General features: G+C 51.0%; 10 protein-coding genes. 5 read left to right on the forward strand and 5 right to left on the reverse strand.

Going from position 1 to position 12,673, the window contains the following annotated elements; all coding sequences use genetic code 11:
• Nucleotides 1–451, reverse strand: a 451-nt coding sequence (locus ACN4EK_RS31040; protein ID WP_431662308.1) for an ArnT family glycosyltransferase, incomplete at its 3' end; no start/stop codon positions are given.
• Nucleotides 452–667: 216 nt separating this feature from the next.
• Here ACN4EK_RS31040 and ACN4EK_RS31045 point away from each other — a divergent pair.
• The 3 genes from ACN4EK_RS31045 to ACN4EK_RS31055 all read left to right on the forward strand — a co-directional run bounded on the left by ACN4EK_RS31045 (nt 668) and on the right by ACN4EK_RS31055 (nt 5,599).
• Nucleotides 668–1,999, forward strand: a complete 1,332-nt coding sequence (locus tag ACN4EK_RS31045; protein WP_431662309.1) for a cytosine deaminase — start codon at nt 668–670, stop codon at nt 1,997–1,999.
• Nucleotides 2,000–2,108: 109 nt separating this feature from the next.
• Complete coding sequence (locus tag ACN4EK_RS31050; RefSeq protein WP_431662310.1) at nt 2,109–3,971, forward strand: sensor histidine kinase; 1,863 nt, start codon at nt 2,109–2,111, stop codon at nt 3,969–3,971.
• Nucleotides 3,968–5,599, forward strand: a complete 1,632-nt coding sequence (locus ACN4EK_RS31055; protein WP_431662311.1) for a hybrid sensor histidine kinase/response regulator — start codon at nt 3,968–3,970, stop codon at nt 5,597–5,599. The genes ACN4EK_RS31050 and ACN4EK_RS31055 overlap by 4 nt, the downstream gene beginning before the upstream one ends.
• Before the next feature lie 38 nt (nt 5,600–5,637).
• Here the strand turns inward: ACN4EK_RS31055 and ACN4EK_RS31060 are convergent, their stop codons facing one another.
• Nucleotides 5,638–7,293 carry a S8 family serine peptidase gene (locus tag ACN4EK_RS31060; RefSeq protein WP_431662312.1) on the reverse strand — a complete coding sequence of 552 codons (1,656 nt, stop codon included), beginning with the start codon at nt 7,291–7,293 and terminating at the stop codon, nt 5,638–5,640.
• Between the two features lie 197 nt (nt 7,294–7,490).
• Between ACN4EK_RS31060 and rpe the strand changes: the two genes are divergently transcribed.
• Nucleotides 7,491–8,192: a ribulose-phosphate 3-epimerase gene (rpe, locus tag ACN4EK_RS31065; RefSeq protein WP_431662313.1), complete on the forward strand. Its 702-nt coding sequence runs from the start codon at nt 7,491–7,493 to the stop codon at nt 8,190–8,192.
• A gap of 340 nt (nt 8,193–8,532) precedes the next feature.
• Nucleotides 8,533–9,309, forward strand: coding sequence for an acyltransferase (locus ACN4EK_RS31070; RefSeq protein ID WP_431662314.1), 777 nt, complete (start codon nt 8,533–8,535; stop codon nt 9,307–9,309).
• Between the two features lie 96 nt (nt 9,310–9,405).
• On the opposite strand, the gene ACN4EK_RS31075 is transcribed toward ACN4EK_RS31070, so the two are convergent.
• The 3 genes from ACN4EK_RS31075 to ACN4EK_RS31085 all read right to left on the reverse strand — a co-directional run.
• Nucleotides 9,406–10,122, reverse strand: a complete 717-nt coding sequence (locus ACN4EK_RS31075; protein ID WP_431662315.1) for a hypothetical protein — start codon at nt 10,120–10,122, stop codon at nt 9,406–9,408.
• 153 nt (nt 10,123–10,275) lie between these two features.
• The gene (locus ACN4EK_RS31080; RefSeq protein WP_431662316.1) at nt 10,276–10,989 is read right to left on the reverse strand and encodes a hypothetical protein; all 714 of its coding nucleotides are present in this window, start codon (nt 10,987–10,989) and stop codon (nt 10,276–10,278) included.
• Between the two features lie 134 nt (nt 10,990–11,123).
• The coding region (locus ACN4EK_RS31085) for a mercuric reductase (protein ID WP_431662317.1) at nt 11,124–12,673 on the reverse strand (1,550 nt) is incomplete at its 5' end.

The raw sequence follows: 12,673 nt of genomic DNA on the forward strand, positions 1-12,673 counted from the left end.
AGATGTGTATAAGAGACAGGGAGAGTGGAGGAGAGGGGGAGGGTTGACCGAAGTGCCAGAGGGTATAACCGCTAATGCCAGTCAGGGCGAGGGCAGCGAGGGCAGAGGGGAGACGGGCTGACCATTCGTTTACGCCAAAGAGTTTGTAGGCGATCGCCATCAGCCAGTAAATCAGGGGTGGTTTATCAAACCGAGTATCGCCATTGAAATATGGCGTGATCCAGTCGCCAGTCACGGTCATTTGTCGAGCCGCCTCTGCAAATAATGGCTCTGTTTCGTCAATTAATCCAATGTTTCCCAGGTTCCAGAACAGCATCAGCCCACTGATCACCAGCACCCAGAGTACCAAGCCTGCCCCAATCACCTGGGGATGCTTTGCCCACAGAGCTTGAACCTGTTGTATGACCCGATCGGGGTTGAGTTGCTTGCCCGTCGTCCCCATCCGATTCATCCTATCTCCCCCATCACAGCCATTCCGACCTTAATTTAACGACAAACCGTTACCTATTGTGACAAGAAGTTGAGTTGCCTCCCATCTCTCCACTCCCCATCTCCCCACCTCCCCATCTCCCCATCTTCTCCCTCCGTCCATAGTCGATCCACCTCAATGTATGGGATTCTCAAGAAACGCCATTTGTTTCCTGGGGTTTCCATTCCCCTAACTGTCATGATGCTTGAGTCGAGTCACTACTGGCTAAAAAATGCCCATGTTCCCGAATCCCTGATGGTAAAAAGCAAGCAGGGCAAAAGTCGCAATTGGTCTACGACATCACCTACTGAGTCCCGCGATCGCTCGTCTTCGCTATTGGTAGACCTGGAAATCATGGATGGGTGTATTGCCAGTATTGCCACTGCCGGAACTCTGAGTTCCTATTACTATCCTTCGATCGATTTGCAGGGGGGCATGGTGTTTCCCTGTTTTGTCGATCTTCATACCCATCTTGATAAAGGACATATTTGGGAACGCACCGCCAACCCCGATGGCACATTTGGTAGTGCGATCGATGCCTGCAAAACAGATGGAGCTTACTGGAACGCCGAGGATGTCTATCGTCGCATGGAGTTTGGGCTACGGTGTAGCTATGCCCACGGGACGAAAGCCCTCCGTACCCATATTGATGCGGCTGGAGCGCAAGCGGCGATCAGTCTAGAAGTATTTAGCACCTTACGGGATGAATGGGCAGACCGATTAATCCTTCAGGCGGTGTCGCTGGTGTCGTTGGATTATTGGCTGACACCAGAGGGCGAAACCCTGGCTGACCAGATCGCGAACATCGGGGGCATTTTGGGCGGGGTAGTTTATATGAATCCCGATGTGGAGGCCCAGATTGAACGGGTATTCACCCTGGCGAAAGACCGCAATCTCAATCTCGATTTCCATACCGACGAAACAAACCAACCGGACTCCATCACCTTGCGGCTAGTAGCAGAAGCCACCTTACGCCATCGCTATCAAGGGCGAGTAGTCTGCGGTCATGCCTGTAGTCTGGCAATGCAGTCGCCGGAGGTTGCCGAAACCACGATCGCCCGGGTTAAACAGGCAGGCATTGGCATTGTCAGTCTGCCATTGTGTAATCTCTATTTGCAAGATCGGCAGTTGGGACGGACTCCGCGCTGGCGAGGTGTAACCCTATTGCATGAACTGAAAGCAAAAGGGGTGCCGGTGGCGTTAGCCAATGATAATTGTCGAGATCCCTTCCATGCCTTTGGCGATCATGATGTGCTGGAAGTATTTTCGCTCTCAACTAAAATCGCCCATCTGGATCATCCCTATGGCGATTGGTGTAGTGCCGTCACCCGGACTCCAGCGGACTTGATGAATTTGCCCACCGTTGGGCGAATCGGGGTAGGCTTACCCGCCGATCTGGTGTTGTGCAAGGCACGCCGTTACAGTGAACTATTTTCTCGCCCGCAGCACGATCGCATTGTGTTGCGCCAGGGACGCGCGATCGATACCACCCTGCCCGACTATGCCGAATTAGATGAGTTGTATCACTAGATATCCGATCGACCAATTGCAAAATCCAGTGCGTATGATCCGGATAGTTACTTGAACCAGTGGCAATTCTTGCTGGTCAGGGACAATCACTCTACCCCTCATTACTCTTATGATTGGTCACATTGGGGAATTTCTGACCGCCAGTGGCTTTATTCCCCACGGACATTGCTATCTATGGAAACCTGGACTGGTAGGGCTGCACGTTATTGCCGACTCCCTGATTGCGTTAGCCTACTATTCCATTCCAATCACGTTGTTCTATTTCGTGCGGAAGCGGCAGGATTTGCCCTTCGATTGGATTTTTCTGCTGTTTGCCTCCTTCATCGTAGCCTGTGGAACCACCCACCTAATGGAAGTGTGGACACTGTGGCAGCCGTTCTACTGGCTATCGGGTGCCGTGAAATCAGCTACGGCAGGGGTGTCACTCTATACGGCAGTATCTCTGGTGTCCTTACTACCGACAGCCCTGGCATTACCTAGCCCAGCCCAGTTGGAAACCGCGAACCGGGAACTAGAACGGGAAATTGCCGAACGCAAACGAGTAGAGGCAACGCTGAGAGAAAGTGAAGCCCGGTATCGAGCGGTCGTAGAAGATCAGACCGAACTGATTACTCGGTTTTTGCCAGATGGCACGTTGACCTTTGTGAATGGGGCTTACTGTCGCTTCTTTGGCATTGAGGCGCAGGATTTGCTGGGGCAGCGGTATGAACCGGTGGTATTTGATGCCGATCGCGCCCAGGTTGCCCAATGCCTGACCCAGATGAGTCGCGACAATCCCGTGGTGACGATCGAAAATCGCGTGGTGGTAGAGGGAGAAGTGCGATGGACACAGTGGATTAATCGGGCATTATTCGATCAACAGGGGCGGTTTGTGGAATTTCAATCCGTCGGACGGGATATTAGCGATCGTAAACAGGCGGAAGCGGCTCTAGAGGCAAGCCAACGCTTCATTCAAAAAATTGCCGATACAGCGCCTGTGTTGCTGTATGTCTATGACTTTGATGCCGACCGGAACGTTTATACCAATCGCGAGATTGCCGAATTCCTGGGATATACCACTGAGAACATTGCCACCGCTCAACAGGCATTTTTACAAGCCATGCAACAGGCAGCGGCACCTGACCCGGAAACCAACCGCTACGATCGCTGGCAGGCGGCTAGTGATGGCGAAATTCTGCAAACAGAGTTTCGGATCCAGCACCGTAATGGTCAGTGGCGATATTGGCAATGCCAGGAAACCCTGTTTGCTCGTACTTCGGCAGGCTTACCGAAACAGATTTTAGGAGTAGCCGTAGATATTACCGATCGCAAACAAACCCAGCAGTTACAAGCCTCGTTACGGGAAAAGGAAGTGCTGCTTCAGGAAATTCACCATCGGGTCAAGAACAATTTGCAAATGGTGTATAGCCTGCTGCGGTTGCAATATCGCCGGACGCAGGATCAACAGGCTGCCAACATTCTGTTAGAAAGCCAGAACCGCATTAAGTCGATCGCGCTGATTCATGAACGGCTCTATCGCTCTAAGGATTTTTCTAAAATTGACTTTGCCCAATATATCTCTAGCCTGGTTGCCAGTTTACTCAGTTCCTACCGGGTCAGTTCCGATGCGATCGCCTTAACCACAAAGGTCGATGGCACTGAACTGGGCATCAATCAAGCTATCCCCTGTGGGCTGATTATCAATGAACTGATTGCCAATTCTCTCAAGTATGCATTTCCCAGTGGGTATGCGGGAAAGCTAGAGGTAGAGTTTTACACCAACCAGAATGGCGAAATCACTCTGATCGTCCGAGATAACGGGATTGGGATTCCCGAGCAGATTCAACTAACGGCTACAGGAATCGCCAGTCATACCGCCTCTTTGGGACTGAAATTAGTGCAAGACCTGGTGTATCAACTCAAAGGGGGAATCGCGATTGATCGCACTCAAGGTACCACCTTTCGGATTACGTTTCCCGAGGATATGACGTGATTACCAGTCATTTGCCAGTAGAACCTATCCCTTCCAGCAGCACCCGCATCCTGATTGTGGAGGATGAAACGATCGTGGCAACGGATGTGCAGGAGTGCCTGGAAAACTTAGGCTATCTGGTACCGGCGATCGCCGTCTCTGGGGAAGAAGCCATTCGCAAAGCAACCGAACTCCATCCGGATTTGATTTTGATGGATATCCGGTTGCGGGGAGAACTGGATGGCATTCAAGCTGCCGAGCAAATCTGGAAGGCGCTACAAATTCCGATCGTGTATGCGACGGGCTACTCCGATCGCCATACGCTGAGGCGAGCCACGGGAACCGCTGCCTTTGGCTATGTTCTCAAGCCGCTGGAAGAACGGGAGTTATATGTGGCGATCGAAACAGCGTTACAACGCTTTCGTCTGGACACGGAATTAAAACAACGGGAAGAATGGCTTGCCACCATCCTGAATAGCATTGGCGATGGAGTCATTGTGGCGGATACCCAGGAACAGATAAAGTTCCTTAATCCAGTAGCGGAACGCTTGACGGGTTGGCAGCAGGCAGATGCGATCGACAGGCGGGTGACGGAGGTATTGCATATTGTCCATGAGCAAACAGGGGTGCGAATTCCCAGCCCGGTGACGAAAGCCATTGATACGGGCACGATCGTGTATCTGGCAAACCGCACCTTACTGATCTCTCGCACCGGAGCCGTCGTTCCGATCGCCGATAGTGTCGCCCCATTTCGAGATGACCAGGGAACGGTGACAGGCGTAGTCTTAGTCTTTCGCGATGTTACGGAGCATCAGTATGCCGAAGAACGCCATGCGGCGGTGCAACGTGCCGAGCAGTTAGAACACCAAATGACGGAACTGCAACGGTTAAGCGACCTCAAAGATGACTTTTTGAGTACGGTTTCCCATGAGTTACGCACGCCCCTATCCAACATCAAGATGGCAATTCACATGTTGGAATTGGTGTTGAATCGGCAGGGACTCTTACAGGCTGAGATCAATGCCGAATCCGATCGCACGATTCGCTACCTGGAAATTCTGCGCGATCAATGTAATCAAGAATTAACCCTGGTGAATGATTTGCTGGATATGCAAAAGCTGAATGCCAATGCCTACACCTTAGAACTCACCCCGATTCAGCTTCAGCATTGGTTGCCTCGGTTAGCCGACAATTACACCTTGCGGATTCGCAGTGCCGAGCAGCAACTTCAGGTCAATGTACTGCCTGATTTACCGACCCTGACCTCCGATCTGGCTAGCCTCACCCGGATTATTGCCGAACTATTGGAAAATGCCTGTAAATATACCCCACCGGGAGAAACGATCGCGCTGTCAGTGCAGCCCGTTGTCGCCACCTTCACCGCCACCATCACCGCCTTACAAATCAGGGTAACGAATACCGGAATCACGATTCCACCGGATGAGCAACCCCGAATTTTTGACCAGTTTTATCGGATTCCCCAACCCGATCGCTGGGGACAAAGTGGCACAGGCTTAGGGCTGGCTCTGGTGCAGAAACTGGTCGGCTACCTGGGCGGAAACATTTGGGTAGAAAGTGATGCCAATGTCACCTGCTTTATCGTCGAACTGCCCTTAATTCCTGCTAGTCCGATCGATCGCACCCCTTAGGATGGGGGCCGTTTTCAGCGGCAATTTTTGCCCTCACCCTACTTTACGGCTTTTGCCCACCAGGCTAAGGCATAGGGTTGGGTCGCGTCATTTACCCGACGATGAAACGTCACCCGCAACTTATAGCGTCCAGTAGTCGGCACTTGATAGAAAATATGCTCGACACTATCCACATTACTTTCCGATGACCAGATACTCTGCCGAATATCATCATCTTCTACCCGCATCAGATACAAATTGAGGTCATTTAAGCCCCGATCGCGAAAGCTTTCATCAACATCAAATTCCCCATTGCCATTTTTGTCTACCAGATCGACGAGCCGATTCCAGGTCAGGGTGGCTGAGATCACACTATCTGCCTGCAACGGTTGGTCGATGACATAATCCTGATAGGCCGTGTCACGATCGGTCACGGTTCGATAATCCCAGCCGATCGTCGGCACATTGGCTTGAGGCGACCATTGCCCCGGACTAAATTGCTGGTAGGCACGAAACGCATTCAAATGCCCAGTCCCCATTTGGGCATTCAAGGGAATCGAGCGATCGCGGTAAGCATCCGACTCCAACCAGGAGCGATTACTTTTATCCAGTAAGGTACGGGTCATACCCAGATTTAACCCATCACCGTTGTCCTCCAGTTTATCGGCAGCATTCAGTAACACCGCTTTCATCACTTCCGGTCGGCGGGCATCTAACCCCCAGTTAGAAAGGCTACAGCCACCCGGAGCAGGGCAACTTTGGCGGAGTTGACGATCACCATATTCCTGAAGTAGAGCGACTGTAGCGGTGACATGGGGAGCGGCGAAACTGGTGCCACTGGAGATTGTCACCCTGCCACTTAAATTCAATAAACTGACACCATCACCGGGAGCCACTAGCCCGATCGCCCGCCGGGGGCCGACATTGCTTTCAATTCCTTCCGACTTACCCTGCGACAGGGAAGGATCACCTAAATTGGCAAAATCAACTTTGGTATAAATGCCTTGCACTCGGGTACTAAAGGCAACATTGATGCCATTGTAATTATCAGTAGGAATCGAAATGCCCCCTTTCCCCTGATTGCCAGCGACCACATACAGCGTATTGTGAACCCGAGTAGACCAATCAATACATTGTGTCAGGAGGGCATTGCCATCTAACAGCGCATTCGGACGGGGATCTTGCTTGAGCGACTCGCCAAAACTAAAGTTAATCGCCCGCACATCGCCGCCATTTTGGATCGCCACATGCTGAGCCGAGAGGCATTCTTCCGGTTGACCATACCGCCGGGGTGTACCCGCCGCCGAGGAATAGAGTCTTGCCCCCGGAGCCACGCCCTTCATGCCCTTTGCCAGACTGACCATAATACTGGCAACCCCTTGAGCATGGGCATCCACATTGGCATTGACCTTGGCAGGCGAGTTGCGAAAAAATACCTGGGTCACTTTTACGGCTTGATTTTGCGAGGCGGCTTTATCCAGCCCAAATACCCCAGGTCGCCCAATCTCAACCTGCCCGATCGCGATTTTGCGTCCAATCAACTCATAGGGTGGGTCATGCAGGCGCAGGGCATCAATGCCAATATCACCAATGGAGTTAGCCTGCACCGGAGCACTGAGGGCACTGGTAGCACTGACTAGAACGAGTCCTAACCCACTGCCCAGCCTTGCGATCGGTTTTATCATCTGCTGCACCACTTGCCGTTCCCTCACCACGTTGATCTCGTATATTGCTGCCGAAGCGAATTTAACTCCAGATCCTAAGCAAGATGGAGCACATCAATTTTCTGGTCAACCTATTGAGCTAAATGTATCAAATAGATCAGTGCAACAACTGAGGGTTTGACTGAAGGACTTTTATCACATTTTGTTAAAATAGTCACAACAACGCCGATTAGGAGATTCAGCCAGCCATGACTCAAACAGCGTCCAGTAAACCGATCGTGATTGCTCCATCCATTCTTTCAGCCGATTTTAGCCGCCTGGGTGACGAAGTTCGGGCGGTTGATGCGGCGGGGGCTGACTGGATTCATGTTGACGTGATGGATGGTCGCTTCGTTCCCAACATTACGATCGGTCCCTTGGTGGTCGAGGCCATTCGCCCCGTCACCCAAAAACCGCTTGATGTCCATTTAATGATTGTAGAACCGGAAAAGTATGTTGAGGGCTTTGCCAAAGCCGGAGCCGATATTATTTCGGTTCATGCTGAGCATAATGCGTCCCCCCACCTGCACCGTACCCTGTGCCAGATTAAAGAACTCGGTAAGCAAGCGGGTGTCGTGCTGAATCCTTCCACTCCGCTCGAGTTGATCGACTATGTGTTGGAAGTTTGCGACCTGGTGTTAATCATGAGTGTTAACCCTGGGTTTGGTGGTCAAAGCTTCATTCCTGGCGTTCTACCCAAAATTCGCAAATTGCGTCAAATGTGTGATGAACGTGGGCTAGATCCCTGGATTGAAGTGGATGGTGGTCTGAAGGGCAATAATACCTGGCAAGTGTTAGAAGCGGGAGCCAATGCGATCGTCGCTGGTTCCGCCGTCTTTGGTGCTAAGGATTATGCCGAAGCGATTACCGGCATTCGCAATAGCAAGCGCCCTGAACTCGCGGCGGTCTAGAATTCGGTGCGATTCGCCAGAATTCAGTCATAATTTACACCGAGCTACCTGCACCCTGGTAGCTTTTTTCTTTTTAAATTTCTGTAAAAATCTCCCAACTTGTCTGGTCAGAAGCAACAGCAATAGTCGAGCCAGGGACTCTCTAGTCGAGAATTTTTCTAGGCATGGGAGGGAATTAAATGGAGCATCTCCGCAATTTCTACATTAATTCTCCTCAGACGATAAAGTCTGGATAAAGCTTAGTTGCTACTTCTATGAAGTCAATCTAACTTCACGCTAATGTCATACTGAGTTCATTTTCCCTCCCTAGAGTGCAGTTAAGCTACTGATCTGCCAAACCATGATTACTAATCCTCTTGCTGCAACTGCTCTGCCTCAGACTGAAGCAACGGCGTGGACTGCCCCTACCCCGAGTCGGTGGCGGCGGTTCTATGAAGTTCTGATCATGACCTTGCTGGAAGGAATTCCGAAGAAACCCGGTATGTTACTGCGTCAATGGGGATATCGCGGTTTCCTGGCACAGATGGGGCGAGCAGTGTTAGTAGAACGGGAGGTTGAGTTCGCCGGAACTCGGCAAATTCGGTTAGGCGATCGCGTCTTTGTCGGACGACAGGTATCCTTGAAAGCAAATGCCCCTGGAAGTCAGATCGTGTTGCAGCCCTATGCCAGCCTGATGGAGAATGTGCGGTTGGATTGTAGTGCTGCTCAAAGCCGGATTCTGCTTGGCACTCATGCAACTCTGGCGCGGGGCGTAGATATAGAAGCTAAGTCCGGCGGTCAGATTGAGGTTGGTGAGGGCACGTACATCGGGCATTACACCTGTATAGCGGGTGCCAAAATTAAGATCGGCTCAGGCTGCTTGCTGGGGCCGCAAGTGGGAATTTTTGCCTATAACTGGAACTTTAAAGATCCCGAACGTTCCATTGGAGATCAGGGTACGACCAGCCAGGGCATTACGATCGAGGACAATTGCTGGATTGGCGCAGGTGCCAAAATTGTCGATGGGGTGACGATCGGCAAAGGCAGTATTGTCGGGGCAGGAGCCGTTGTCACAAAAAATGTGCCCCCTGGGTCGATCGCGCTCGGAGTTCCGGCTAAAGTGAAACCATTAACCTGATTGGTTGGACGAAACCTCAATGCACTGTACTGGAGCGGTGAGGTCACGATCGATCTGGTTCCAGCTTCACCACCATTTTTGCCCACCTTCGCTACATTAGCGGTTAGGTTTAGTTGACCTCGGTGGCTGGGGTTGGTTGGGCTTGACAACATTGGCTTTCGTCTCAATCACATCCATACGGCTGGCATCGCGTCCATTCGACCGACCTTCTAGCCATACCAGAAGCAATAGATAAATCACGTTTTCCATTTTGCCGGGATGTTGTTGGATGGCAGCTCTATAGTCCGCGATCGCTTGTATCCGTTTCTGCTTCCCACTCAATAACGCCTGCCCAAGTTTCAGGGGGGAGAGGGAGAGTGTTAGTGGCGGAGTCAAATTGAGGAAGGTGCAAATTGTTGTAGCGATCGCGGTCTTCTTTCTGCGTCCGCTACTATACGTGCGGGTGAGCGGTACAGGTTTTTCCCTGCCAGCTAGGACAAACACCACACGATAGGTATAACGAGTATTGCCTTCGTCTGTATGTTTATAAGCTTCTATGTCAACACAGGTTATATCCCGAATGGGAAAACGGATATGTTTATAGCCCCATAGGCTCCAACGTTTCAGGGATACCTGTCCGGTTGTTTTATCGAAGTGGCAGATAGCGGTTTCACCCAATACGGAGATTAATAGCAGTCCATACGCGATCGCATACTGCTGGGGAGTAGAGAAGATACCAAACCCTAGGATCAAGAGAAATATCCCAACACTCCAAGCTTCCAAAGGGATCAGGTTAATTGTTAATCGGTTATGGGTCTGTTGAACAAACTTCATTGGGAATTGCCCCGTTCATAGTTTTATGTGGGCTGGACTAATAGTTATATGCGGACTGTATCAATGGTTTAATGCAAATGGTTTAATGCAAACTGTCCTTGTGTCGCCACTACGCCAGCACAACAAGCAATGGCAATGAAGCAGATAGGAACGCTAGGAGCGCTTCATCGTAATATTGTTGAAAATTTCCTCTAAGACAGCCGCATAACCAGGCTGACAACGTTTCAAGAGGGCAGCTTTTAATTCAGCAAACGTTGCCTTCGCATCGTCCTCTTGCTGTTCTACCCCTAGCAAGAGCAACAGAGAATAATAGTTTTTCGGATTGTCTGGATCTTTTGCGATCGCGGCTCGGTACTCTGCGATCGCTCGTTGTCGATCAGGGTGTTCACCAGCCGCCAACTCCAGCAATTTGAATGGAGGAGCAGACACCGGCTTGGGCATAGGTTGATGACGCAAGTGAAGGAACTCACGCATCAATTTTGCAACCTGCTGTTTTTCCTTCAGCCCACTGCTGTAGTAGGTAGTGAGCGGAAACAGCTCTTTCTCAGCCAGGACGAGGTTAACCCGATGGGTATCTCCAGAGGTTTCCACATGGACTGCCACGATATCTCGAATTGAGCAATGACGCTGTTTGCTCCCTAAGAGAGTCCAACGTTTAATCAACACCTGGTCAGTAATTTTGTTAAAGTGGCAGGTAGAAGCTTGACCGAGCGAAAAAATCAGGATCCCAACAGCAACTAAAAACAGTTGGGCAAGTAGGGATGATGCCGTGACGGCAAGTACCAGGAAAAATATCCCTACGCTCCAAATCACCAACGGAAACAGTCTGATCGTCAATTGGTCACGGGTTCGTTGGACAAACTTCATAAGTTGTTGTCCTGTAGATGGTTGATGTTGCTGATATTAATCATTCACTACAGTGATAGGTTTAGGTTTCCCGAACCCAACGCAGCAACTTATATCCTCCAAATAGAGCAATTACAACCTTCTCTACCCAACGATTAGGAGAATTTCGCTAGCAGTCCCAAGAAGGTTTTGGTTTTGGGTGTGAGTAGAGTACGGCGATAGGCATCCGCCGCTTTTTTGATGGCTTCGGCTTGCGTCGGATAGGGATGAATCACACTCGATAGTTGGCTTAAACCGATTTTGTGGACGATCGCCAACGTAATTTCGCTAATCATTTCTCCAGCGTGATTAGCAACGATCGTGGCTCCCAAAATTTCGTCAGAACCGCGTTTGTGCAGAATTTTGACAAAGCCTTCGGTTTCGCCATCCGCGATCGCGCGATCGACCTGACTGAAGGGAATCGTGATGGGATTGACCGCGATACCTTTGGCTTCAGCCTCAGATGCATACAATCCAACATGGGCAATTTCTGGGGACGTGTACGTTACCCAGGGCATGACTAAATCACTGAGTTTACTGCGTCCCAGACCCAACACTGCAAACAAAGCATTCTTAATCACAATTCGGGCAGCGGCATCGGCAGCATGGGTAAACTTCCAGTTCATGCAAATGTCACCTGCTGCATAAATGCGGGGATTCGTAGTTTGCAAGTAATCGTTGACCTGGACTCCGTGGCGGCGATCGTACTGCACCCCCACCTGCTCTAAATTCAAGCCATCTACATTAGGAACCCGTCCGGCTCCCACAAGAATTTCATCTACCGTGACGCGATCGATCTCACCATTACGACTAAAGTGAATGACTTTGCCATCTGGGGTAGTTTCTACCCGTTCCAGCGAACTGTTCAGTGCCAACCGGATGCCATCCCGCAGCAAGGTTTGTTGGACAATTTCAGCCGCATCAGCATCTTCACGATTGAGAATGTGACCATGTTTGTGAAACAAAATCACGTCACAGCCCAACCGTTGCAAGGCTTGTGCCAACTCACAGCCGATCGGTCCGCCGCCAATTACCGCCAATCGTTGGGGGCGATCGGTGAGCGAAAACACCGTCTCATTCGTGAGAAAACCCGCTGCCGCTAAGCCAGGAATCTCGGGACGCGCGGCTCTGGCTCCGGTGGCAATCACTGCTTTTTTAAACCGTAGGGTGGTGCCAGCCACGGCGATCGTCTCATTGCCAGTAAACTTACCTTCACCCAGGAAGACATCGACTCCCAAATCTTGAAACCGTTGAGCCGAATCGTGATGACTGATCCCGGCGCGAATCTGCCGCATTCGTTCCATCACGGCTGGAAAATCAATGGCGATCGCCTCTGGTGGCTGAATGCCAAACTGTCCGGCATCTCGCAGATCCGCGACAACCCGAGAGGAACGAATCACACATTTTGACGGCACACAGCCGACATTCAGGCAATCTCCCCCCATCAAGTGTTTTTCGATCAGTGCCACCTTCAAGCCGATGCCCAAACCAGCCGCCCCTGCGGCAACCACTAATCCGGCTGTACCAGCACCGATGACAACCAAATCATAGCGATCGACGGGGTGGGGATTACTCCAGTCCAGGGGATGAACGTGATCGACTAACGTTTGGTTGTGGCGATCGAGGGGGGTGATCAGGGTCATGGGACTGTCTCTTATACACATCT

The organism is Pantanalinema rosaneae CENA516 (assembly GCF_050753385.1).
In the GTDB taxonomy this organism is placed as follows: domain Bacteria; phylum Cyanobacteriota; class Cyanobacteriia; order Leptolyngbyales; family Leptolyngbyaceae; genus Pantanalinema; species Pantanalinema rosaneae.

Coding starts and splice junctions, on each gene's coding strand:
- ACN4EK_RS31045 (WP_431662309.1), top strand. CDS start 668: ATGATGCTTGAGTCGAGTCACTACTGGCTAAAAAATGCCCATGTTCCC.
- rpe (WP_431662313.1), top strand. CDS start 7,491: ATGACTCAAACAGCGTCCAGTAAACCGATCGTGATTGCTCCATCCATT.
- ACN4EK_RS31075 (WP_431662315.1), bottom strand. CDS start 10,122: ATGAAGTTTGTTCAACAGACCCATAACCGATTAACAATTAACCTGATC.
- ACN4EK_RS31070 (WP_431662314.1), top strand. CDS start 8,533: ATGATTACTAATCCTCTTGCTGCAACTGCTCTGCCTCAGACTGAAGCA.
- ACN4EK_RS31080 (WP_431662316.1), bottom strand. CDS start 10,989: ATGAAGTTTGTCCAACGAACCCGTGACCAATTGACGATCAGACTGTTT.
- ACN4EK_RS31050 (WP_431662310.1), top strand. CDS start 2,109: ATGATTGGTCACATTGGGGAATTTCTGACCGCCAGTGGCTTTATTCCC.